Genomic DNA, 22,557 nt, shown 5'->3' with positions numbered 1-22,557 from the left:
TGGGTTGCCTCCTGTTTACAGCACTGCGGATTCGATATCCGCCATGGTCTGGTGCCGCACGTCCTTGCCTTCGACCAGATAGATGATGAGTTCGGCCACATTCTTGGAATGGTCGCCGATGCGCTCGATGGCCTTGGCCAGGAACAGCAGGTCCAGGCTCGCCGAGATCGTGCGGGGGTCTTCCATCATGTAGGTGATGAGCTTGCGCACGAAGCCGTCGAACTCCTCGTCGATCAGGTCGTCCTCCTTGAGGATGGCCACGGCCGCCTTGGTGTCCAGGCGCGCGAACGCATCCAGCGTCTTGCGCAGCAGCTCCGAGGCCATTTCGGCCGCGACGCGCAGATCGCTGGTGGGCAGCGAGCGGGCCGCCCCGCTTTCGATGATGGACTTGACCATGCGCGCCATCTTGCAGGCCTCGTCGCCCATGCGCTCGAGATTCGCCGTGGCCTTGGAGAACGCGATCAGCAGGCGCAGGTCGCGTGCCGTGGGCTGGCGCCGCGCAATGATGGACGACAGGTCGTGGTCGATCTCCACTTCCATCGCGTTCACGCGCTTTTCGGTGGCAATCACCTGGTCCACGGCATCGGTGCTGAAGCTGGTCAGCGCATAGACCGCCTGGCGGATCTGGGACTCCACCAGGCCGCCCAGTTCCATGACGCGGGCGGAGACGCGGTTGAGTTCGCTGTCGAACTGACTGGAGAGATGTTTTTCTGTCATTGCGGTATGTCTTTCTCAATGATCCAAAGCACGGTACGCGGTGCATGAACCGGCGTGGCCCTGTCCAGAGACAGCGGGCAAGGTTCGCCCCGCTGCGAGGCTGTCGCCCCCTTCAGGAGGCAGCCGCGCAGCGGCTCGGGGAGTCATCCGAATCTGCCTGTGATGTAGTCCTCGGTTTCCTTGCGCTGGGGCTTGAAGAACATCTGCTCGGTATCGCCGAACTCCACCAGATCGCCCAGGTACATATAGGCCGTGTAATCGCTGCAGCGCGCTGCCTGCTGCATGTTGTGGGTCACTATGACCACGGTGTAGTCGTTCTTGAGCTCGGCGATCAGCTCTTCGATCTTGGCCGTGGAGATGGGGTCCAGCGCCGAGCAGGGTTCGTCCAGCAGCAGCACTTCGGGCTTGATGGCAATGCCGCGCGCAATGCACAGGCGCTGCTGCTGCCCGCCCGACAGGCCGGAGCCGCTTTGCTGCAGCTTGTCCTTGACTTCGTTCCACAGCGCCGCCTTGCGCAGCGCCCACTCCACGCGATCGTCCATGTCCGAGGCGTTGAGGTTCTCGAACAGCTTCACGCCGAAGGCAATGTTGTCGTAGATGGACATGGGAAACGGTGTCGGCTTCTGGAACACCATGCCCACCTTGGCGCGGATCAGCGCCACGTCCTGCTTGGAGGTCAGCAGGTTCTCGCCGTCCAGCAGGATCTGGCCTTCGGCGCGCTGCTCGGGATACAGCTCGAACATGCGGTTGAAGGTGCGCAGCAGCGTGGACTTGCCGCAGCCCGAAGGGCCGATGAAGGCCGTGACCTTTTTCTCGGGAATGTCGAGGTTGATGTTCTTGAGCGCGTGGAACTTGCCGTAGTAGAAGTTCAGGTCGCGCACCGCCAGCTTGGAGGTGCTGGGAACGTTTTGGATGGTTGCAGTCATGGCTCTCTCGGATTACTTTTGGCGGGTGATGAAACGCGCCAGGATGTTCAGGCCCAGCACAGCCACCGTGATCAGGAACACGCCGGCCCAGGCCAGCTGTTGCCAGTTCTCATAGGGGCTCATGGCAAATTTGAAGATCGTCACCGGCAGGCTGGCCATGGGCTTGGACAGATCGCCATTCCAGAACTGGTTGTTCAGGGCGGTGAACAGCAGCGGCGCCGTTTCGCCGGCGATGCGCGCCACGGCCAGCAGCACGCCGGTGATCACGCCGGCGCGGGCTGCGCGCAATGTCACCATGGTGATGACCTTCCACTTGGGCGTGCCCAGCGCATAGGCGGCCTCGCGCAGGCTGGCAGGCACCAAGGCCAGCATGTTCTCGGTGGTGCGGATCACCACGGGAACGACGATCAGCGCCAGCGCCACGATGCCCGCATAGGCCGAGAAGCTGCGGAACTGGGCCACGACCATGGTGTAGACGAACAGGCCGATCACGATGGAGGGCGCCGACAGCAGGATGTCGTTGACGAAGCGCGTCGTGCCGGCCAGCCAGCTCTTCTTGTCGTATTCGGCCAGGTACACGCCGGCCATGATGCCGACGGGCGTGCCCACGAAAGTGGCCAGCGCCACCATGACCAGCGAGCCGAAGATGGCATTGGCAATGCCGCCGGCCTCGTTGGGCGGCGGCGTCATCTCGGTGAACAGGGACAGGCTCATGCCGCCCAGCCCCAGGCGGACGGTTTCCCACAGGATCCAGATCAGCCAGAACACGCCGAAGACCATGGCGATCATGGACAGGGTCAGCGCCACCTGGTTCAGGCGCTTGCGCCTGGCGTACTTGGCCGCGCGCACGCCGGCCAGCTCGGCCGCGTTGATCATTTTTGCGGAGGTCGTGTTCACGAGTGGGCTCCTTCATTCTTCTGCAGGCGGTTGAGCAGCACCTTGGACAGCGCCAGCACCACGAAGGTGATGAAAAACAGCACCAGGCCCAGGTAGATCAGCGATGCCTGGTGCAGGCCTTCGCCGGCCTCGGCGAATTCGTTGGCCAGGGCCGAGGTGATGCTGTTGGCGGCCTCGAACACCGACAGCGAGTTGAGCTGGTTCATGTTGCCGATCACGAAGGTCACGGCCATGGTCTCGCCCAAAGCGCGGCCCAGGCCCAGCATGACGCCGCCGAGCACGCCGGTCTTGGTATAGGGCAGCACGACCTTCCAGACCACTTCCCAAGTCGTCGAGCCCAGGCCGTAGGCGGATTCCTTGAGCAGTGCCGGCGTGACCTCGAACACGTCGCGCATCACCGAGGAGATGAAGGGAATGATCATGATGGCCAGGATGATGCCGGCCGACAGGATGCCGATGCCCACGGGAGGACCCGACACGAAGGCGCCCAGGTAAGGCACGCCGTTGAAAAGCGATTGCAACGGCTGCTGCACATAGGTGGCGAGCACGGGGCCGAACACCATCAGGCCCCACATGCCGTAGACGATGGACGGCACGGCGGCCAGCAGCTCCACGGCCGTGCCCAGCGGGCGCTTGAGCCAGGCCGGCGACAGCTCGGTCAGGAACAGCGCGATGCCGAAGCTCACGGGCACTGCGATCACCAGCGCGATCAGCGACGTGGCCAGCGTGCCGTAGATCATGACCAGGCCGCCGTATTCGTTCTGGACGGGGTCCCAGACGCTGCGCCCCAGGAATGCCAGCCCGTATTCATGGATCGCCGGCCATGCGCCGAAGACCAGGGAGATCATGATGGCCAGCAGCAGGCCCAGTGTCAGCAGCGCCGCGCCGCGCGCCAGCGCGCCAAACAAACGATCCGCCATGCGGCCCGATAACAGGGGCCGGCGTGGCGGAGAAGGTATGCGCTGTGCGGTGGGTGGGGCGGACATGGCAGCCAGCGAGTGATCGGTAGGGCGAGGGGGCGACGTAGTGGACACGTTCAGCGCCTTTTTTTCACAACAGTTGAAGGCTTGGCAAGCTTTTTAACAGGTGCGCCGGCTGGCGGCGCACCTGTTTCAAAGATTACTGCAGGGCGATGGTCTTGCCCGAGCTGTCCTTGATTTCGTTCCAGGACTTGTAGATCACGTTCTTGACGGCTTCAGGCATGGGCACGTAGTCCAGGTCTGCAGCGGTCTTGTCGCCGGACTTGTAGGCCCATTCGAAGAACTTCAGCGAAGCTGCGGCCTGGGCGGGCTTTTCCTGATTCTTGTGCATCAGGATGAAGGTGGCGCTGGTGATGGGCCAGGAAGCCTTGCCGGGCTGGTTGGTCAGGATCTGGTAGAAGCTCTTGTTCCAGTCGGCGCCGGCGGCGGCGGCCTTGAAGGCATCGTCGTCGGGAGAAACGAAGTTGCCGTCCTTGTTCTGCAGCTGGGTGTAGGTCAGCTTGTTCTGCTTCACATAGGCGTATTCCACATAGCCGATGGAGTTGGGCAGGCGGCCCACGAAGGCGGCCACGCCCTCGTTGCCCTTGCCGCCCGCGCCGGTGGGCCAGTTCACGGCCGTGCCTTCGCCGACCTTGTCCTTCCATTCGGCATTGACCTTGGACAGGTAGTTGGTGAAGCCGAAGGTGGTGCCCGAGCCGTCGGCGCGGCGCACGGGAGCGATGGGGGCGTCAGGCAGGTTCACGCCGGGGTTGAGCGCGGTGATGGCGGGATCGTTCCACTTGGTGATCTTGCCCAGGTAGATGTCGCCCAGCACATGGCCGCTGAGCTTGAGCTGGCCGGGAGCGATGCCCTTGATGTTGACCACGGGCACGATGCCGCCGATCACGGTGGGGAACTGCACCAGACCCTTCTTCTGCAGTTCGTCATCCTTCAGCGGCGCATCGGAAGCCCCGAAGTCCACGGTCTTGGCATCGATCTGCTTGATGCCGGCGCTGGAACCCACGGACTGGTAATTGATCTTGACGCCGGTGGCCTTGTGATAATCGGCAGCCCACTTGGAGTACAGCGGAGCCGGGAAGCTCGCGCCGGCGCCCGTGGCCTCCTGCTGGGCCCATGCCTGGCTCAGGCCTCCAGCAGACAATGCACCAGCCACCAGAACATGAATCAAGGACAACTTCATGATGAACAGACCTCTTAGGGTTGAAAGATTCGATGGCTGGACTGTAAAAATGATTTATGACAGCGTTGTGACATGAAAATGGCAGCTGTCATTTTTTGCTGTTTGCGCTGGCCGTGCGGTTCCACGGCCGTGCCGGACGCCGCTTGCATGCGTCGCCAGGCCTATACAAGCCGCCTTTTTGACATCGACAGGACGCGTCGTCACACGGCTGTCACATCCGCTTCTCAGACTGGCTTGCCTCGTGGGCGCGCCCGGGTGGTACGCTGGCCGGGTACCCAAATGCCCTGGGCGGCCAGGGTTGTTTCAGAAGGCCCGCACATGCCACAGCCCCCATGCCGCATATTTGCCAGCCCATGCAAGCCGCCACCGCAGCAGCCGTCTGCCCGGATCACCTGGATGGCCTGACGAACGGCTTGCACATACACAACAATAGAAAACCTGCTTTGATTGGCTTGGACCATGGTTCCTGAATCCCTGCTAGCCGCCGTAGACCTGGGCTCCAACAGCTTTCGCCTGGAAATCGGCCGCATCGGCTCCCACCAGCGCATCGAGCGCGTGGAATATCTCAAAGAAACCGTCCGCCAGGGCAACGGCCTCAATGCCAGGCAGGAGCTGACCCGCGAGGCCATGGAGCGCGGCTGGGCCTGCCTGGCGCGCTTCGGCGAGCGCCTGACGGGCTTCGCCGGCAGCCAGGTGCGCGCCGTGGCCACGCAGACGCTGCGCGAAGCCCGCAACCGCGCGGAGTTCGTGGAGCGCGGCAGCAAGCTGCTGGGCTTTCCCATCGAAGTCATCTCCGGCGAGGAGGAAGCGCGCCTGATCTACCGCGGGGTGTCCAGCTCCCTCACGCCCAGCCAGCAGCGCCGCCTGGTCGTGGACATCGGCGGCCGCTCCACCGAAGTCATCATCGGCCAGCAGTCGCAGGCGCTGCAGGTGGCCTCGTTCCCCCTGGGCAGCGTCTCGTGGAGCGCGCAGTTCTTCGGCGATGGCGTGCTCGGCAAATCGGGCTTCGCGGCAGCCATCAGCGCCGCCAAGCAGCGGCTGGCCCCGGCCCGTGAAGCCTATCCCGGCACGGCCTGGGATTGCGCCTATGCCTCCTCGGGCACGGCCAATGCCGTGGCCGACGCACTGACGGCACAGGGCCTGGACGGCCGCATCATCACCCCGGCCAAGCTGCGCCGGCTGTACGAGCAGCTGCTGGACGCCGGCCATGTCGACAGGCTGCGCCTGCCCGGCCTCAAGGAGGACCGCCGCCCCGTGGTGGCCGGCGGCATCAGCGTGATGCTGGCGGTGATGGAGCTGCTGGAAATCGCGGAGCTGGAAGTGGCCCAGGGCGCGCTGCGCCAGGGCGCTTTGTACGATCTGCTCGACCATGAGCCGCCCGCGGACAAGGAAGCCGCCGAAGTGCTGGCCCTGCAGCAGGACTTCGGCGTGGACCGCGCCCAGGCCGAGCGCGTGAGCCGCATTGCCGGCGAACTGTGGCGCGGCATCCGCCCCGCCGAGGTGGGCGACGACGCCGCCCGCGCATTGCATACGGCCGCGCTGCTGCACGAGGTGGGCATGCGCATCGCGCTGGGTGACTACCACCGCCATGGCGCCTATATCACCGAGCATTGCAGCCTCGCCACCTGGGAGCCCACGCTGCGCCAGCGCATCAGCCAGCTGGTGCTGGGCCACCAGGGCAAGCTGCGCAAGCTGGAGGCTTTCATCGAGGAGCCGGGGCTGGCCCTGCCGCTGATGGCCCTGCGCCTGGCCGTGCAGCTATGCCATGCGCGGCGCGATCCGCAGCTGCAAGGCATTGCGCTGGAGCGCAGCGGTGCCGAATGCCGCCTGAGCACGCCGGAAGGCTGGTCCCGCGCCTACCCGCAGTCGGCGCGCCTGCTGGAACTGGAAGCCGCCGCCTGGAGCAAGACACCCTGGAGCCTCAGGCTGCAGCTGCGCTGAGAATGGGCAGACGAAGAAAAAGGGGCACAAGCCCCTTTTTCCCATCGACAGAGCTATCAAAAACGATAGCTGTGTACACCACTCAAACAATGGTTTACCAATGAATTCTTTGTGAATTCTCCATACGGCAGGCGCCAGATGCCTCTTTTTCAATAGCACCAGCGCCAGTTTCAGGCTGCGGCACCGTAGCGCTCCATCAAGGCCATCTGTGCGCCCTGCCCTTCGGTCGGGCGCGCGGGCTTCTGGTAGGTACCGGCGGCGGTCAGCGTCCAGGCATCGCGGTCGTCATGCAGATAGGCCACCAGGCATTCGTCGATGACACGCTGGCGCAGCGCCTTGTCCTGCACCGGCCAGGCCAGCTCCACGCGGCGCAGCATGTTGCGGTTCATCCAGTCCGCGCTGGACAGGAACAGCTCCTCGTGCTCGCCCCAGGAGAAATAGAACACGCGCGAATGCTCGAGAAAGCGCCCGATGATGGAGCGCACGCGGATGTTGTCCGTCCAGCCCGGGCGCTGCGCCGGCAGCATGCAGGCGCCGCGCACGATGAGGTCGATGCGCACGCCCTTGCGCCCGGCCTCCATCAGCGCCGTGATCAGCAATTCGTCGGTCAGCGCGTTCATCTTGAGCACGATGCGCGCATGCTCGCCACGCGCCGCGGCCTCGGCGACCTTGGCAATCAGCTGCAGCATGCGGCTTTGCAGATGGAACGGCGCCATGACCAGGCGCTGCAGTTCGGGCATTTTGTTGTGGCTGGAGAGATGGCGGAACACCGCATCCATGTCCGCCGTGATCTGCGCATCGCAGGTCAGCTGGCTGATGTCCGTGTACAGCCGCGCGCTGCGCAGGTTGTAATTGCCCGTGGACAGGTGCGCATAGCGCTTGAGGTGGCCGGTGCGCTTTTCGCGCCGCGTGATCAGCAGCATCTTGGCATGGGTCTTCAAGCCCACCACGCCGTACACCACCTGCACACCCAGAGATTCGAGCTGCTCGGCCCAGTTGATGTTGGCTTCCTCGTCGAAGCGTGCCTTGAGTTCCAGCACGGCCAGCACTTCCTTGCCGCGGCTCACGGCCTCTGCCAGCAGGCGCATGATCTCGGAGTCCGAGCCGGTGCGGTAGATGGTCTGCTTGATGGCCAGCACCTCGGGATCGTTGACCGCCTCGCGCAGCAGCTCCAGCACGCTGTCGAAGCTCTCGAAGGGCTGGTGGATCAGGATGTCGTTCTTGCGCATCTGCGCCATGATCGAGCGCCCCGGATACAGCTGCTTGGGCCAGGCGGGCTTCCACTTGGGAAACAGCAGGGCCGGATCGTCGACCAGATCCACCAGCTGCATCTGGCGCACCAGATTGACCGGCCCCTTGACGCGGAACAGCGCCTGCTCGGGCAGACCGTACTGCTCCAGCAGCAGGCTGGAGAGCATGGGCGAGCAGGACGAGGACACCTCGAGCCGCACCGCCTGGCCATAGTGGCGGTGGTGCAGCCCCTGGCGCAGAGCCATACGCAGATCGCTGACATCCTCCTCGTCCACGGCCAGGTCGGAATGGCGCGTCACGCGGAACTGCGAGAACTCGGCCACTTCGCGGCCCGGGAACAGTTCGGCCAGGTGTGCCCGCACCACGCTGGAGATGCTGACGAACAGGCGCTGCCTGCCCGAAATCTTTTCCGGCAGCCGGATCAGCCGTGGCAATGCACGCGGTACCTTGACGATGGCCACCTCGTTGGAGCGGCCAAAGGCATCGACGCCATTGAGGCGCACGATGAAGTTGAGCGCCTTGTTGGCCACCTGCGGAAACGGGTGGGAAGGATCCAGGCCCACCGGCACCAGCAACGGCTGGACTTCGCGCAGAAAGTAATCGCGCACCCATTTGCGCTGCACCGCACTGCGTTCGCCATGCGAGACCAGCCGGATGGAATGGCCGGCAAACGCCGGGATGATGGACTGGTTGTAGAGCTGGTACTGGCGCGCCACCAGCTCATGCGCCCTGGCCATCAGCCGCTCGAAGCTGGTGCGCGTATACGGCCCGGTTTCGTCGCCTGCCTTGGCGGCGGATACATGGGCCGCGCAGCGCACCTCGAACCACTCGTCCAGGTTCGAAGAGACGATGCACAGATAGCGCAGGCGCTCCAGCAAGGGCACATCTTCCCGCTCCGCCCAGTTCAGCACACGCTCGTTGAAAGCCAGGATGCTCTGGTCCCGGTCCAGGAACTGCGGCAGCGCCCGGGGCGCCGCCACCGGCTCCGCGGCCACGGCTTGGACAGAAGGTTTGGGCAAGAAGGCTTCCCTCGGTGCAGACTCTTGCATTTCCACGGCCGTCGCCGACAGCGGACCCTGCAGCAGGCCATCCTGCTGCAGGGCAGAGATTACCGGGATTTCAGCGCTCGGATCGAGCCCGGATGCGGAAAAGGGAACAGACAGGACAAGAGAATTCTGGTTATTCGGCAGCGACGCGGTCACTGCTTCCTCCGGCAGGGATTGAGGCATGTCAGCAAAGGGCCTGCAGAGCCCGAAGAGCACTCCATGGAGCTTTATGACAGTCTGCCCGCAATTTGTGACATTTATATGACTTTCATATGACGAAAAGCAAATGCAGGACGACGTCCCACAAGAAGACTTCAACGCATGCCTGCCGTTCTGGCAGCTTTTCTGACATAAACAAAAAGGGGCGCGAAAGCCAAGCTTTCACGCCCCTTGCGCAACCGGAGTTCCGTCAAGCCGCCTTGGCAGCCTGCACCAGCCGCTGCACGCATTCGCTGGCCAGGCGCTCGTCGCGCGCTTCGACCATGACGCGCAGCAAGGGCTCCGTGCCGCTGGGCCGGATCAGCAGACGACCCGCACTGCCCAATTGCTTCTGCACGGTTTCCTGCTCGGCCGCCAGCAGGCGGTTGCTCTTCCAGTCCTGCCCCGGCTGCAGGCGCACGTTGACCATGACCTGCGGAAACAGCGTGACCTCCGACAGCCACTGGGCCACTGTCTTGCCCGAGCGCACGCAGGCCTGCAGCACCTGCAGGGCGCTGACCAGGCCGTCGCCCGTGGTGTGCTTGTCCAGGGCCAGCAAATGGCCCGAGCTTTCGCCGCCGAGCTGCCAACCGTTGCGCTGCAGCTCTTCCAGCACATAGCGGTCGCCCACCTTGGCGCGCACAAAGCCCACGCCCTGGGCTTTCAATGCCTGTTCCACGGCCATGTTGGTCATCAGCGTGCCGGCCACGCCCGGTACCGCCTCGCCACGCGCCAGGCGGTCTGCAGCCATCAGGTACAGCAGCTCGTCGCCGTTGAACAGGCGCCCCTGCTCGTCGACCAGCTGCAGCCGGTCGGCATCGCCGTCGAGCGCGACGCCGAAATGGGCCTTGTTGGCACGCACTGCCATGACCAGGGCCTCGGGATGGGTGGCCCCCACGCCCTCGTTGATGTTGAGACCGTCGGGCGAGCAACCGATCGCGATCACCTCGGCGCCCAGCTCATGGAATACCTTGGGCGCAATCTGATAGGCAGCGCCGTGCGCAGCGTCCACCACGATGCGCAGGCCGCGCAGCGACAGCGAATGGTCGAACGTGCTCTTGCAGAATTCGATATAGCGGCCTGCTGCATCGGTGAGCCGGCGCGCCTTGCCCAGCGCCGCGGAATCCACCCACTCGGGAGCCTCCAGCAGAACCTGCTCGACCTCTTCCTCCCAGGCATCGGGCAGCTTGCTGCCGTTGGCGCTGAAGAACTTGATGCCGTTGTCATAAAACGGGTTGTGGCTGGCGCTGATCACCACGCCCAGGCTCGCCCTTTGCGCACGTGTCAGGTAGGCCACGCCGGGCGTGGGCAGCGGCCCCAGCAGCATGACATCCACGCCTGCGGAGTTGAAGCCCGACTCCAGCGCGCTCTCCAGCATGTAGCCCGAGATGCGGGTGTCCTTGCCGATCAGCACCAGAGGACGTTCCCCTTGCTGTCCCTGGCGCCGCAGCACCCTGCCCACGGCATGCGCCAGGCGCAAGGCGAAATCCGGCGTGATGGGCGACTTGCCCACAGTGCCTCGAATACCGTCGGTTCCGAAATATTGACGCGCCATGTTGTTATCCCTGCTTCTGTTTATGGTTGGACGCTGCCCGGCCAGTTCAGACAGCGCGATGGCCCGAGCTTTCCTGCATGGCCTTCCACACGGAGAGCGCTGCAACAGTTTGCGCCACATCGTGCACGCGCACCACTCTGGCCCCTCTTTCCACGGCCAGCAAGGCCGCCGCCACGCTGGGCACCATGCGTTCATTCACCGGAAGGCCGCTGACCTGACCCAGGGATCCCTTGCGGGACCAGCCGGCTAGCAGCGGAAAGTCTAGTGCCAACAACTCTTGCTGGCCGGCAAGCAACGCAAAATTTTGTGCCAGGCTTTTGCCGAAACCGATGCCGTAATCCCAGACGATGCGGCGGCGATCCACCCCGGCAGCCAGCAGCTTGTGGCTTTCGGCCTGCAGAAAATCCCGGACTTCGGACACCACATCTCCTTGCATGTGTTCCAGATGCATGTCCTGGGGCGTACGGTGCATGTGCATGAGGCAGATGCCGCAGCGGCCGTGGGCCTGCACCACCTCGCGCGCACCGGGCTGGCGCAGCGCCCAGATGTCGTTGATGATGTCGGCGCCCAGGTCCAGAACGGCCCGCATGACCTCGGGCTTGTAGGTGTCGATGGAAACCGGCACATCGAGCTTGACCGCCTCCCGGACCACCGGCAGCACGCGCTGCAGCTCCTCCTCCAGCGGTACGGCCGGCGAGCCGGGCCGGGTCGACTCGCCGCCGATGTCGAGGATATCGGCACCCTCGCCGAGCAGCCGTTCGGCATGCGCCATAGCGCCCGAGACCCCGGCATGCCTGCCGCCGTCCGAAAAAGAGTCGGGCGTCACGTTGACGATGCCCATGACCAGAGGCTGGTCCAGATTCAATACAAAGCGTGATGTTTGCCACTGTGGCGACATAGGAAACTCCTTGGGACTTGCCGGCCAGGGGAGAAGAACCGCTGCGCAGGCCTGCTCCAGCAAGCCATGCCCATGCTTTCATGGGCCAAAAACAAAAGGTCCCGCAGGACCTTTTGTGACTCTGGATGGAGGCGTCAGGCAGTGCGGGGCGCAGGCTCCGCGCCGGCTGCGGGCGTGCCACCCGAAGAATTGCCGCCTCCCGACGAAGGAGGATTGCGAGGCACCCAGTCCTTGGGCGGACGAGGCTCCTTGCCGGCCATGATGTCGTCGAGCTGCTCGGCGTCGATGGTTTCCCATTCGAGCATGGCCTTGGCCATGGCGTGCATCTTGTCCGAGTTGTCCTCGATCAGCTTGCGTGCCAGATGGTATTGCTCGTCGATGATGCGGCGTACCTCCGCATCGACCTTCTGCATGGTCTCTTCGCTGATGTTGCTGGACTTGCTCATGGAGCGGCCCAAGAAGGGCTCCCCCTCCTGCTCCGCATAGACCATGGGGCCCAGCGCATCGGTCATGCCGTAGCGCGTCACCATGTCGCGCGCGATCTGCGTCGCGCGTTCGAAGTCGTTGCTCGCCCCCGTGGTCATCTGGTTCATGAACACTTCCTCGGCGATGCGGCCGCCGAAGAGCATGGCGATCTGGTTGAGCATGTATTCCTTGTCGTAGGAATAGCGGTCCTTCTCGGGCAGGCTCATGGTCACGCCCAGCGCGCGGCCGCGCGGGATGATGGTGACCTTGTGCACCGGATCGCACTTGGGCAGCAACTTGCCGATCAGCGCATGACCGGCCTCGTGGTAGGCCGTGTTGCGGCGCTCTTCCTCGGGCATGACCATGGTCTTGCGCTCGGGGCCCATGATGATCTTGTCCTTGGCCTTCTCGAAGTCCTGCATCTCGACGGTGCGGGCATTGCGGCGTGCAGCCATCAGCGCGGCCTCGTTGCAGAGATTGGCCAGATCGGCACCCGACATGCCGGGCGTGCCGCGTGCAATCACGGCGGGGTTCACGTCCTGGCCCACGGGAATCTTGCGCATGTGCACGTTCAGGATCTGCTCGCGGCCGCGGATGTCGGGCAGCGTCACATAGACCTGGCGGTCGAAACGGCCCGGGCGCAACAGGGCCGCATCCAGAATGTCGGGGCGGTTGGTTGCGGCCACCACGATCACGCCGAGGTTGGTCTCGAAGCCGTCCATCTCGACCAGCATCTGATTCAAGGTCTGCTCGCGCTCGTCGTTGCCGCCGCCCAGGCCCGCGCCACGCTGGCGGCCCACGGCGTCGATCTCGTCGATGAAGATGATGCAGGGCGCGTTCTTCTTGGCGTTCTCGAACATGTCGCGCACGCGGGCCGCGCCCACGCCGACGAACATTTCCACGAAATCGGAACCCGAGATCGAGAAGAACGGCACCTTGGCCTCGCCCGCGATGGACTTGGCCAGCAGCGTCTTGCCGGTGCCCGGAGGGCCGACCAGCAGCAGGCCGCGCGGAATGCGGCCGCCGAGCTTCTGGAACTTGTTGGGGTCCTTCAGGAAGTCCACGACTTCCTTGACCTCTTCCTTGGCCTCGTCGCAGCCGGCCACGTCGGCGAACGTGACGGTGTTGTTGTTCTCGTCGAGCATGCGCGCCTTGGACTTGCCGAAGCTGAAGGCGCCGCCCTTGCCGCCGCCTTGCATCTGTCGCATGAAATAGATCCACACGCCGATCAGCAGCAGCATGGGACCCCAGCTCACGAGCAGCGTCATGAGCAGGGAGCCTTCCTCGCGGGGCTTGACGTCGAACTTGACGTTGTAGCTGATCAGGTCGCCCACCAGGCCCCGGTCCAGATAGGTGGCCGTGGTGCGCACCTTGCGGTCGTCACTGGTCGTGGCAACGATTTCCGTGCCGCCAGGACTTTCCTGGATCGTGGCGCTCTTGATACGGTTGTTGCGCACCTGTTCCAGGAATTCTGAGTAGCCGACATGGGACGCGCCAGCCGTGCCGCGGGTGTCAAACTGTTTGAACACCGTAAACAGCACCATGGCGATGACCAGCCAGACGGCGATTTTTGAAAACCACTGATTGTTCAAGCGGGGCTCCAATGGAATGCAGATGAAAAGGCCCGAAGAGGGCTTCGAGACTTATTTACGGCCCATTTTAGGTGTTTCAAGCCAGTTGGCGGCTTATTTCCCCCTATAGCGGCCATAGACGGAATGCGGTCTTGCCGCGTTTTTGCCGGCCAGCCCGCGCCCGGCATGGATTTCATGCTCCGGACAGGCCATCGGCCGGCGCAGCCAAGGCCCGCTGTCCTGCTCGCCTTTTGCAGGCAGGCTGAGGGCATTCATGCCGCCGACTTCAGCCCCATTCCCACCAGAAAGGTTTCTGCGGACTTGTCGCGCGACGCCTTGGGCTTGATCGGCTTGACCACCTTGAAGGTCTGCTTGAACAGGTCGACCAGTTCGTTGTAGCCGCTGCCATGGAACAGCTTGACCACGAGCGCCCCATCGGGCTTCATGTTGTGCTGCGCGAAGTCCACGGCCATCTCGATCAGCAGGGCCACGCGCGCGGCGTCGGTGGAGGCATTGCCCGACAGGTTGGGCGCCATGTCGGAGATCACCACATCGGCCTTTCCTCCGTTCATGGCCTGCTCGAGCTGGGTCAGCACGGACTCCTCCCGGAAGTCGCCCTGGATGTAGTGCACGCCTTCGATGGGCTCCATGGGCAGCAGATCCAGCGAAATGATGCGGCCGTTGAGCTGGCCCACCGCCGCGCCGCCGGGCGAGAGGCGCCGGCGCACATACTGGCTCCAGGCGCCGGGCGCGCAGCCCAGGTCCACCACCGTGTGGCCGGGCTGGATGAGCCTGAGCTGCTCGTCGATCTCCTTGAGCTTGTAGGCCGCTCGCGCGCGATAGCCGTCCTTCTGGGCCGCCTTGACGTACGGATCATTGATGTGATCGTGCAGCCAATTCTTATTGACCTTCTTACTTTTGGTTTTCGTTTTCATGCTGGATTCTCTCAGCCTCGATAATACGGGCATGCCCCAAATTCAATTAACTCCCGCAGAGCGCCGGGAACACCGCGCCGAAGCCCACCATCTGGACCCCGTCGTCCTGATCGGCGGTGATGGCCTGACGGCCGCTGTCCAGAAGGAAGTGGACGCTGCCCTGAACGCGCACGGCCTGATCAAGGTGCGCGTCTTCAACGACGATCGCGCCGCCCGCGACCAGATGTACCAGCAGCTGTGCGACGCGCTCAACGCGGCGCCCATCCAGCATATCGGCAAGCTGCTCGTGCTGTGGCGCCCCATTCCCGAGAAGGAAAAGGTCCACGACGAGGACCGCAAGCCCGGTCCGCGCGACGTCAAGGTGCTCAAGTTCGGCCGTGCCGGGCAAAAGCCCGAGGTCAAGCAGCTGCGCGTGCTTGGCAACCAGCGCCTGACCGCCGGCGGCCAGATCAAGCGCGCCAAGCCCAAGCAGAAGTCCGTCAAAAAAGGCCGCCTGGGCTGATGCCAGGCTACTACCTGCCGCTCCGCAGTCGTCCGCGCCCTTCCACTTTCCGCTGAAACCGCCCGTCCATGGTCCAGACCACACCGCTGCCCAACCAGCAACGCCACATTCTTTGCATGAAATGGGGCACCAAATACGGCCCGGAGTATGTCAACCGGCTCTACGCCATGGTGCGCCGCCATCTCAGCGGAGATTTTCGCTTTGTCTGCCTGACCGACAACACTGAAGGGATTCGCGAGGAAGTCGAGTGCTTTCCCATTCCGGATCTGAACATCCACCTGGCGCCCGGCCAGCGCGACGGCGCCTGGAAGAAGCTGACCACCTTCGAGGCCGACCTGTACGGCCTCAAGGGCGTGGCGCTGTTCCTGGATCTGGACGTGGTCATCGTCGGCGGCCTGGACGAGTTCTTCACCCAGAACGGCGAATTCCTCATCATCCACGACTACCCGCGCTTCTGGCGTTTTGGCGAGCGCATCGTCGGCAACTCCTCGGTCTACCGCTTCCAGCTGGGGGCGCATGCGGATGTGCTGGAGCACTTTCGCGCGAATACCGACGCCCTGCGCGCCCGGTACCGCAACGAGCAGGAATACCTGTCGCACTTTCTGCACAAGCAGGGCAAGCTGTCCTACTGGCCTGCGGCCTGGTGCCCTAGCTTCAAGTACTACTGCATTCCCGCCTGGCCGACCAATTACTGGAAGGAGCCCCTGCCGCCCCGGGATGCACGCATCGTGATCTTCCATGGCGAGGTCAATCCGCCCGACGCCCTGGCCGGCCGGCGCAACAGGCGCTTTCGCCACATCGAGCCGGCCCGCTGGATTGCCAGGGCCTGGGGTTGATCCCTCTCTTCGCAAACAAAAGGCGTTGACCGCAAGGTTCAACGCCTTTTGTTTTCCGGACCGGATTTCAGACCAGGGGATGGCCCTTGAGGCGCGTGAGTATGGCCAGCGGGCTGGCCGCCGTGTCGTACTCGCTGCCGGGGGGCAGGAACAGGGTCTGCTCCAGCATGTACTGGCCGGCCATCACCGCATGCACGGCCTGGTCGGAAAAGCATACCCAGGTGGAGCCCGCGGCAAACGGCACGGTCTCCTGCGGCGCATTCTTCTGGTAGTCCGGATCGCCCTTCATGCCGTCGTGCAGCTGCAGCATGAGGTGATCGTATTCGCTGCGCAAGGACTTGGTCACATGCAGCATCTGCAGCGCCTTGGCCTGCCAGCGCACATAGGGCTTGGCACGCGGCAGGAATTTCCTGGCCACATCCTCGAAGGGCTCGCCCACGCGCCACACGCGCGGCTGGCCGTCGGGGTTCACATTGGTGAACACGCGCAGGATGCGCTCGCCGTAATTGGGCCGCGAAGGGAAGGCATCCACATGCATGCGCTTGTCGTCGGCGCGCCAGGACTGGGCCCGGGTTTCCACCTGCGAGGGCCGGTAGCTGGTCGGCGCCATGCGCACCACCGGCATGTACTGCGGAAACAGGCCCGCGATCAGCGCCGTGGCCTGCTCGCGAAAGCGTCCCACCATGGCGGCCACCTGCTGGCGCGTGGCCTCGTCGCCCGCCACGCCCTTGATGCTGCCGTCGACATTCAGGCTGATGTTGCGCGTCTTGGGGTCGCGTATGTCGGGGCGCAGCAGGCTTTTTTCCTGCTCGGAGAGCTGGAACGCAAGCTGCGGGAAATACAGGACCTTGCCCGCTTCCACGGCGGCCGTCCACTCGGGGCGGCCCGAAGTCTGGCGCCAGTCGGTGGCGTCGATTTTTACGATTTGAGATTCCATGGCTTCGGCAGTTTACTCTCCGCCTTGACGCCGGGCTTGGCCTGGATCAAGCCGGTTTGCGGCTTGCGGCAAGGCGCCACAGCACTAGCGCAGCGCAGATCCATTGCAGCGCATACATGGCCGTGCCCACGCCGTGCCACAGCCTGAGGTTCTCGCGCGCCACGATCCTGGGCGAGACGCCATACTGCACCAGCAGCGCCAGCAGCAGGCCGGCGATCACAAAACCGATAGCAGCTTGCGCCCATTCCCGCATCTTTTCAGCCTTCTTCTGCTTGGAAAACACCAGTAGAAGCGCGCAGCACGCTATGGAAATCCAGGTCTGCGCCGCAAACAGCCGGGCTGCCATATAGCCGGCCATGGCCGGCGTGGGCAGATGGACGAACAGCAAGGGAACGGCCACAAAGCCTATGGCCGACAGGCTGCCCCACCACAGTGCGGCAAAAAAGAAAGGCAGGCGATCGAACATGCTGATCCATCCGCAAACCCCGCCAGGGCCGCGGCGCGGCACCTGGCGGCTGGCCAAAACCGTCGCCGCTTACGCAAAGCAGGCGACCCGGGGACGCTCAGATGTAGCGCACGCCCACCACTTCATAGCGGCGCTCGCCGCCCGGGGCCTGAACCACGGCCGTGTCGCCCTCTTCCTTGCCGATCAGCGCGCGGGCAATCGGGCTGGAGATGTTGATCAGGCCCTGCTTGAGGTCGGCTTCGTCCTCGCCCACGATCTGGTAGGTCACGGCGGCGCCGCTGTCCTCGTCTTCCAGGTCCACGGTGGCGCCGAACACCACGCGGCCGCCGGCATCCAGATCCGAGGGATCGATGATCTGCGCGGCCGACAGCTTGCCTTCGATCTCGGCGATGCGGCCTTCCACAAAGCCCTGGTGTTCCTTGGCGGATTCGTACTCGGCGTTTTCGCTCAGATCGCCCTGCGCACGGGCTTCGGCGATGGCCTGGATCACGGCCGGGCGCTCCACGGTCTTGAGGCGCTGCAGTTCAACCTTGAGCTTCTCTGCTCCACGCTTGGTGATTGGGATGGTGGCCATAGTCAAGTCTCCATATTCAGCAAACGCCGCGCCATGCGCGGCACCCGGCGCAGGCTCCCGGACAAAGCCGAGAAGGGGCCTGCGCCCCAAAAGCAAACCGCCGCACGTTGCCGCGCGGCGGTTGAAGTTCATTTGCGTTCATTATGCCGCGTTTGCCGCGGCACAAATCCGGTAAAACCCGGTCGCCGCCCGGGGCTGTCCCCGGGCAGACAGGCTGCGTGTGTTAGAGCTGCGCGTGCAGCTCCTGCACCGAGTACACGTCCAGGTTGTCGCGCATGGCCTTCATGCCGTCCACGGCGGCTTCCGCGCCGAAGATGGTGGTGAAGGTGGTCACACGCGCCAGCAGGGCGCTGGTGCGGATGGCGCGGGAGTCGGCGATCGCGTTGCGGCGCTCTTCCACCGTATTGATGACCATGGCAATTTCATTGTTCTTGATCATGTCCACGATGTGGGGGCGGCCTTCGGTGACCTTGTTCACCGTCTGCACCTCGATGCCGGCTTCGGCGATCGCCGCGGCCGTGCCGCGCGTGGCGCACAGGGTGAAGCCCATGCCCACCAGCTCCTTGGCAATGGCCACGGCGCGGGGCTTGTCGGCATTCTTCACGGTCAGGAAGATCTTGCCCTCGGTCGGCAGCTTGACGCCGGCGCCCAGCTGGCTCTTGACGAAGGCTTCGCCGAAGGTCTTGCCCACGCCCATGACTTCGCCGGTGGACTTCATCTCGGGGCCGAGAATGGTGTCCACGCCGGGGAATTTCACAAACGGGAACACGGCTTCCTTGACGCTGAAGTACGGCGGGGTCACTTCCTTGGTGATGCCCTGGCCGGCCAGGGTTTCGCCCACCATGCAGCGCGCGGCCACCTTGGCCAGCTGGATGCCCGTGGCCTTGGAGACGAACGGCACCGTGCGCGAGGCGCGGGGGTTCACTTCCAGCACGTAGATCACGTCCTTGCCGTCCACTTCCTTGATCGCGAACTGCACGTTCATCAGGCCCACCACGTTCAGGCCTTCGGCCATGGCTGCGGTCTGGCGCTTGATCTCGGCCACGGTCTCGGGCTTGAGGTAGTAAGGGGGCAGCGAGCAGGCCGAGTCGCCGGAGTGGACGCCGGCCTGCTCGATGTGCTCCATCACGCCGCCGATGAACACGGCGCCGGTGCGGTCACGCACGCAGTCCACGTCGCACTCGATGGCGTTGGACAGGAAGTGGTCCAGCAGCACGGGCGAGTCGTTGGAGACCTTGACGGCCTCGCGCATGTAGCGCTCCAGGTCGCGCTGCTCGTGCACGATCTCCATGGCGCGGCCGCCCAGCACGTAGCTGGGGCGCACGACCAGCGGGTAGCCCAGGGACGCGGCCTTTTCCAGCGCTTCCTCATCGGTGCGCGCCGTGGCGTTGGGCGGCTGGCGCAGGCTTAAGGTCTGCAGCAGCTTCTGGAAGCGCTCGCGATCCTCGGCGGCGTCGATCATGTCGGGCGAAGTGCCAATGATGGGCACGCCTTCCTTTTCCAGGCCCAGGGCCAGCTTCAGAGGCGTCTGGCCGCCGTACTGCACGATCACGCCGGCGGGCTTCTCGACAGCCACGATCTCCAGCACGTCTTCCAGCGTCAGCGGCTCGAAGTACAGTCGGTCCGAGGTGTCGTAGTCGGTGGACACGGTCTCGGGGTTGCAGTTGACCATGATGGTCTCGTAGCCGTCCTCGCGCATGGCCATGGCGGCATGCACGCAGCAGTAGTCGAACTCGATGCCCTGGCCGATGCGGTTGGGGCCGCCGCCGAGCACCATGATCTTCTTCTTGTCCGAAGGCTGGGCCTCGCACTCCTCGTCATACGTGGAGTACATGTAGGCGGTGTTGGACGCGAACTCGGCCGCGCAGGTGTCCACGCGCTTGTACACGGGGCGCACGTTCAGAGCCTTGCGCGCCTCGCGCACGGCCTTGTCCGTAGTCTTGAGCAGCTTGGCCAGGCGGCGGTCGGAAAAGCCCTTTTGCTTGAGCACGCGCAGCGTGGCAGCATCCAGGGAGGCCAGCGCCTGCTCGCCCTTTTCTTCCACCAGCTTGTCCAGGTCGAGTTCGATCTTCACGATCTCCTCGATCTGTACCAGGAACCACTTGTCGATCTTGGTGATGTTGTGGACTTCGTCCAGCGTCCAGCCGGCGGCGAAGGCATCGCCCACATACCAGATGCGGTCGGGACCGGGCTCGCCCAGCTCCTTTTCCAGGATTTCGCGGTCCTGGGTCTTCTCGTTCATGCCGTCCACGCCCACTTCCAGGCCGCGCAGGGCCTTCTGGAAGGACTCCTGGAAGGTACGGCCGATGGCCATGACTTCGCCCACGGACTTCATCTGCGTGGTCAGGCGGTTGTCGGCAGCGGGGAATTTCTCGAACGCGAAACGCGGGATCTTGGTGACCACGTAGTCGATGGTGGGCTCGAACGAGGCCGGGGTCTTGCCGCCGGTGATGTCGTTCTTGAGCTCGTCCAGCGTGAAGCCCACGGCCAGCTTGGCCGCGATCTTGGCGATCGGGAAGCCCGTGGCCTTGGAGGCCAGGGCCGAGGAACGCGACACGCGGGGATTCATCTCGATGACGATCATGCGACCGTCCTTGGGATTCACCGAGAACTGCACGTTGGAGCCGCCGGTGTCCACGCCGATCTCGCGCAGCACTGCCAGCGAGGCATTGCGCATGATCTGGTATTCCTTGTCGGTCAGCGTCTGCGCCGGGGCCACGGTGATGGAGTCGCCGGTGTGCACGCCCATGGGGTCCAGGTTCTCGATGGAGCAGACGATGATGCAGTTGTCCGCCTTGTCGCGCACCACTTCCATCTCGTACTCCTTCCAGCCGAGCAGCGACTCCTCGATCAGCAGCTCGTTGGTGGGAGAGGCTTCCAGGCCGCGCTTGCAGATGGTCTCGAACTCTTCCGAGTTGTAGGCAATGCCGCCGCCCGTGCCGCCCAGCGTGAAGCTGGGGCGGATCACGGTGGGGAAGCCCACGTGCTTTTGCACTTCCCAGGCTTCTTCCATGGAGTGGGCAATGCCCGAGCGCGCCGAGCCCAGACCGATCTTGGTCATGGCGTCCTTGAACTTCAGGCGGTCCTCGGCCTTGTCGATGGCTTCGGGCTTGGCGCCGATCAGCTCGACGGAGTACTTGTCCAGCACGCCGTGCTTCCACAGGTCCAGCGCGCAGTTCAGCGCGGTCTGGCCGCCCATGGTCGGCAGGATGGCGTCGGGACGCTCCTTGGCAATGATCTTCTCGACCGTCTGCCAGGTGATGGGCTCGATGTAGGTGACGTCGGCCGTGGCCGGGTCGGTCATGATCGTCGCGGGGTTGCTGTTGATCAGGATGACCTTGTAACCCTCTTCGCGCAGCGCCTTGCAGGCCTGCACGCCGGAGTAGTCGAACTCGCAGGCCTGGCCGATGACGATGGGGCCGGCGCCAATGATCAGAATGCTTTTGAGGTCGGTGCGCTTAGGCATTTTTGTGTTTCTCCATCAGCGCTGTGAAGCGGTCGAACAGATAGCCGATATCGTGCGGGCCGGGCGATGCCTCGGGGTGGCCCTGGAAGCAGAAGGCGGGCGCATCGGTGCGCTCCATGCCCTGCAGCGTGCCGTCGAACAGGCTGATGTGCGTGGCACGGGCATTGGCGGGCAGCGTCTCCAGGTCCACGGCAAAGCCGTGGTTCTGGCTGGTGATGCTCACGCGGCCGTTGTCCAGGTCCTTGACCGGGTGGTTGGCGCCGTGGTGGCTGTTTTGCATCTTGAAGGTCTTGGCGCCCGAGGCCAGGGCCATGATCTGGTGGCCCAGGCAGATGCCGAACAGGGGCTTGCCGGAGGCCATGAAGGCCTGGGCCGCCTCGATGGCGTAGTCGCAAGGCTCCGGATCGCCAGGGCCGTTGGACAGGAACACGCCATCGGGGTTCATGGCCAGCACGTCCTTGGCAGGCGTCTGGGCCGGCACCACGGTCACGTGGCAGCCGCGCTCGGCCAGCATGCGCAGGATGTTCTTCTTCACGCCGAAGTCATAGGCCACGACCTTGAATCGGGGCGCCTGGAGCTTGCCATAGCCTTCGCCCAGCTTCCACTCGGACTCGGTCCACTCGTAGGGCTTGGCCGTGGTCACGACCTTGGCCAGGTCCAGGCCCTTCATGTCGGGAGCAGCCTTGGCTGCGGCAACGGCCTGGGCAATGCGTGCCTCGGTGACTTCCTCGCCGGCCGCCAGGCCCAGGATGGCGCCGTTCTGGGCACCCTTGTCGCGCAGCAGGCGGGTGAGCTTGCGGGTGTCGATATTGGCGATGGCGACCGTGTTGCCCTGCGTCAGGTATTCGGACAGCGTAGCGGTGCTGCGGAAGTTGCTGGCCAGCAGGGGCAGGTTCTTGATGATGAGACCTGCGGCATGGATCTTGTCAGCCTCGACGTCCTCGGGATTGACGCCATAGTTACCGATGTGCGGATACGTGAGCGTCACGATCTGCTGGCAATAGCTGGGGTCGGTGAGGATTTCCTGGTAGCCGGTCAGCGAAGTGTTGAAAACGACTTCACCGACGGTGGTGCCTTGCGCACCAATCGAGTTGCCAATAAAGACCGTGCCGTCTGCGAGCGCCAGGATGGCGGATGGGAAACTTCCCTTGAGAGACAAAAGCACTGGGTTCTCCGGTTTTTTAATTACGGTTACGCCCAACGCAGCCCCCGGCAC

Annotated in this window: 19 protein-coding genes; 3 read left to right on the top strand and 16 right to left on the bottom strand. The window is 64.1% G+C overall.

All coding sequences use genetic code 11. The annotated features are described in order from the left end of the window. Positions 1 to 15: 15 nt before the first annotated feature. From phoU to pstS, 5 genes are all read right to left on the bottom strand, one after another. Positions 16 to 717 (bottom strand): phosphate signaling complex protein PhoU, encoded by a 702-nt coding sequence (phoU, locus tag V8Z74_RS13685; protein WP_066480374.1) that lies wholly within the window; start codon positions 715 to 717, stop codon positions 16 to 18. Between the two features lie 143 nt (positions 718 to 860). After that, positions 861 to 1,643, bottom strand: coding sequence for a phosphate ABC transporter ATP-binding protein PstB (gene pstB / locus V8Z74_RS13680; protein ID WP_066480372.1), 783 nt, complete (start codon positions 1,641 to 1,643; stop codon positions 861 to 863). A gap of 12 nt (positions 1,644 to 1,655) precedes the next feature. Further along, positions 1,656 to 2,519, bottom strand: a complete 864-nt coding sequence (gene pstA, locus V8Z74_RS13675; RefSeq protein WP_083526702.1) for a phosphate ABC transporter permease PstA — start codon at positions 2,517 to 2,519, stop codon at positions 1,656 to 1,658. Between the two features lie 17 nt (positions 2,520 to 2,536). Further along, the gene (gene pstC / locus V8Z74_RS13670) at positions 2,537 to 3,526 is read right to left on the bottom strand and encodes a phosphate ABC transporter permease subunit PstC (RefSeq protein ID WP_502879540.1); all 990 of its coding nucleotides are present in this window, start codon (positions 3,524 to 3,526) and stop codon (positions 2,537 to 2,539) included. Between the two features lie 133 nt (positions 3,527 to 3,659). Continuing rightward, positions 3,660 to 4,700, bottom strand: coding sequence for a phosphate ABC transporter substrate-binding protein PstS (gene pstS, locus V8Z74_RS13665; protein WP_066480359.1), 1,041 nt, complete (start codon positions 4,698 to 4,700; stop codon positions 3,660 to 3,662). Between the two features lie 459 nt (positions 4,701 to 5,159). On the opposite strand from pstS, the gene V8Z74_RS13660 reads away from it, so the two are divergent. After that, positions 5,160 to 6,641, top strand: coding sequence for a Ppx/GppA phosphatase family protein (locus V8Z74_RS13660; RefSeq protein ID WP_066480357.1), 1,482 nt, complete (start codon positions 5,160 to 5,162; stop codon positions 6,639 to 6,641). 170 nt (positions 6,642 to 6,811) lie between these two features. Here the strand turns inward: V8Z74_RS13660 and ppk1 are convergent, their stop codons facing one another. The 6 genes from ppk1 to V8Z74_RS13630 form a co-directional block, all read right to left on the bottom strand. After that, positions 6,812 to 8,941, bottom strand: a complete 2,130-nt coding sequence (gene ppk1 / locus V8Z74_RS13655; protein WP_502879539.1) for a polyphosphate kinase 1 — start codon at positions 8,939 to 8,941, stop codon at positions 6,812 to 6,814. A 406-nt stretch (positions 8,942 to 9,347) separates the two neighbouring features. Then, on the bottom strand, positions 9,348 to 10,691 hold the full coding sequence (gene glmM / locus V8Z74_RS13650; protein ID WP_066480353.1) for a phosphoglucosamine mutase: 1,344 nt from the start codon (positions 10,689 to 10,691) through the stop codon (positions 9,348 to 9,350). Positions 10,692 to 10,737: 46 nt separating this feature from the next. Then, positions 10,738 to 11,589 carry a dihydropteroate synthase gene (folP, locus tag V8Z74_RS13645; RefSeq protein WP_349709625.1) on the bottom strand — a complete coding sequence of 284 codons (852 nt, stop codon included), beginning with the start codon at positions 11,587 to 11,589 and terminating at the stop codon, positions 10,738 to 10,740. 134 nt (positions 11,590 to 11,723) lie between these two features. Then, positions 11,724 to 13,646: an ATP-dependent zinc metalloprotease FtsH gene (gene ftsH, locus V8Z74_RS13640; RefSeq protein WP_066480348.1), complete on the bottom strand. Its 1,923-nt coding sequence runs from the start codon at positions 13,644 to 13,646 to the stop codon at positions 11,724 to 11,726. 93 nt (positions 13,647 to 13,739) lie between these two features. Further along, positions 13,740 to 13,901, bottom strand: a complete 162-nt coding sequence (locus tag V8Z74_RS13635) for a hypothetical protein (protein ID WP_349709624.1) — start codon at positions 13,899 to 13,901, stop codon at positions 13,740 to 13,742. Next, positions 13,898 to 14,560, bottom strand: a complete 663-nt coding sequence (locus V8Z74_RS13630; RefSeq protein ID WP_066480347.1) for an RlmE family RNA methyltransferase — start codon at positions 14,558 to 14,560, stop codon at positions 13,898 to 13,900. Before V8Z74_RS13630 ends, V8Z74_RS13635 begins: the two co-directional genes overlap by 4 nt. 31 nt (positions 14,561 to 14,591) lie before the next feature. On the opposite strand from V8Z74_RS13630, the gene V8Z74_RS13625 reads away from it, so the two are divergent. Next, positions 14,592 to 15,062: a YhbY family RNA-binding protein gene (locus V8Z74_RS13625; RefSeq protein ID WP_066480556.1), complete on the top strand. Its 471-nt coding sequence runs from the start codon at positions 14,592 to 14,594 to the stop codon at positions 15,060 to 15,062. 68 nt (positions 15,063 to 15,130) lie between these two features. Further along, the gene (locus V8Z74_RS13620; RefSeq protein WP_174522939.1) at positions 15,131 to 15,898 is read left to right on the top strand and encodes a glycosyltransferase; all 768 of its coding nucleotides are present in this window, start codon (positions 15,131 to 15,133) and stop codon (positions 15,896 to 15,898) included. A gap of 67 nt (positions 15,899 to 15,965) precedes the next feature. Here the strand turns inward: V8Z74_RS13620 and kdoO are convergent, their stop codons facing one another. The 5 genes from kdoO to carA form a co-directional block, all read right to left on the bottom strand. Continuing rightward, positions 15,966 to 16,835, bottom strand: a complete 870-nt coding sequence (gene kdoO, locus V8Z74_RS13615; protein ID WP_066480345.1) for a Kdo hydroxylase KdoO — start codon at positions 16,833 to 16,835, stop codon at positions 15,966 to 15,968. 46 nt (positions 16,836 to 16,881) lie between these two features. Beyond that, positions 16,882 to 17,301 (bottom strand): DUF4149 domain-containing protein, encoded by a 420-nt coding sequence (locus tag V8Z74_RS13610; RefSeq protein ID WP_066480340.1) that lies wholly within the window; start codon positions 17,299 to 17,301, stop codon positions 16,882 to 16,884. Between the two features lie 97 nt (positions 17,302 to 17,398). Further along, entirely contained in the window at positions 17,399 to 17,875 is a 477-nt protein-coding gene (gene greA / locus V8Z74_RS13605) for a transcription elongation factor GreA (RefSeq protein WP_066480338.1), read from the bottom strand. Between the two features lie 223 nt (positions 17,876 to 18,098). Beyond that, positions 18,099 to 21,341 (bottom strand): carbamoyl-phosphate synthase large subunit, encoded by a 3,243-nt coding sequence (carB, locus tag V8Z74_RS13600; RefSeq protein WP_066480334.1) that lies wholly within the window; start codon positions 21,339 to 21,341, stop codon positions 18,099 to 18,101. Beyond that, positions 21,334 to 22,506: a glutamine-hydrolyzing carbamoyl-phosphate synthase small subunit gene (gene carA / locus V8Z74_RS13595; protein WP_349709623.1), complete on the bottom strand. Its 1,173-nt coding sequence runs from the start codon at positions 22,504 to 22,506 to the stop codon at positions 21,334 to 21,336. The genes carB and carA overlap by 8 nt, the downstream gene beginning before the upstream one ends. Positions 22,507 to 22,557 lie beyond the last annotated feature (51 nt).

This window comes from Comamonas sp. w2-DMI (genome assembly GCF_040187735.1).
Classification (GTDB): domain Bacteria; phylum Pseudomonadota; class Gammaproteobacteria; order Burkholderiales; family Burkholderiaceae_C; genus Comamonas; species Comamonas terrae.
This window is presented reverse-complemented; position numbering and strand designations above follow the sequence as displayed.

Bases quoted from the DNA above. Each gene is read 5' to 3' on its own strand.
- phoU (WP_066480374.1), bottom strand. From the start codon at position 717: ATGACAGAAAAACATCTCTCCAGTCAGTTCGACAGCGAACTCAACCGC.
- pstB (WP_066480372.1), bottom strand. From the start codon at position 1,643: ATGACTGCAACCATCCAAAACGTTCCCAGCACCTCCAAGCTGGCGGTG.
- pstA (WP_083526702.1), bottom strand. From the start codon at position 2,519: ATGATCAACGCGGCCGAGCTGGCCGGCGTGCGCGCGGCCAAGTACGCC.
- pstC (WP_502879540.1), bottom strand. From the start codon at position 3,526: ATGTCCGCCCCACCCACCGCACAGCGCATACCTTCTCCGCCACGCCGG.
- pstS (WP_066480359.1), bottom strand. From the start codon at position 4,700: ATGAAGTTGTCCTTGATTCATGTTCTGGTGGCTGGTGCATTGTCTGCT.
- V8Z74_RS13660 (WP_066480357.1), top strand. From the start codon at position 5,160: ATGGTTCCTGAATCCCTGCTAGCCGCCGTAGACCTGGGCTCCAACAGC.
- ppk1 (WP_502879539.1), bottom strand. From the start codon at position 8,941: ATGCAAGAGTCTGCACCGAGGGAAGCCTTCTTGCCCAAACCTTCTGTC.
- glmM (WP_066480353.1), bottom strand. From the start codon at position 10,691: ATGGCGCGTCAATATTTCGGAACCGACGGTATTCGAGGCACTGTGGGC.
- folP (WP_349709625.1), bottom strand. From the start codon at position 11,589: ATGTCGCCACAGTGGCAAACATCACGCTTTGTATTGAATCTGGACCAG.
- V8Z74_RS13635 (WP_349709624.1), bottom strand. From the start codon at position 13,901: ATGAATGCCCTCAGCCTGCCTGCAAAAGGCGAGCAGGACAGCGGGCCT.
- V8Z74_RS13630 (WP_066480347.1), bottom strand. From the start codon at position 14,560: ATGAAAACGAAAACCAAAAGTAAGAAGGTCAATAAGAATTGGCTGCAC.
- V8Z74_RS13625 (WP_066480556.1), top strand. From the start codon at position 14,592: ATGCCCCAAATTCAATTAACTCCCGCAGAGCGCCGGGAACACCGCGCC.
- V8Z74_RS13620 (WP_174522939.1), top strand. From the start codon at position 15,131: ATGGTCCAGACCACACCGCTGCCCAACCAGCAACGCCACATTCTTTGC.
- kdoO (WP_066480345.1), bottom strand. From the start codon at position 16,835: ATGGAATCTCAAATCGTAAAAATCGACGCCACCGACTGGCGCCAGACT.
- V8Z74_RS13610 (WP_066480340.1), bottom strand. From the start codon at position 17,301: ATGTTCGATCGCCTGCCTTTCTTTTTTGCCGCACTGTGGTGGGGCAGC.
- greA (WP_066480338.1), bottom strand. From the start codon at position 17,875: ATGGCCACCATCCCAATCACCAAGCGTGGAGCAGAGAAGCTCAAGGTT.
- carB (WP_066480334.1), bottom strand. From the start codon at position 21,341: ATGCCTAAGCGCACCGACCTCAAAAGCATTCTGATCATTGGCGCCGGC.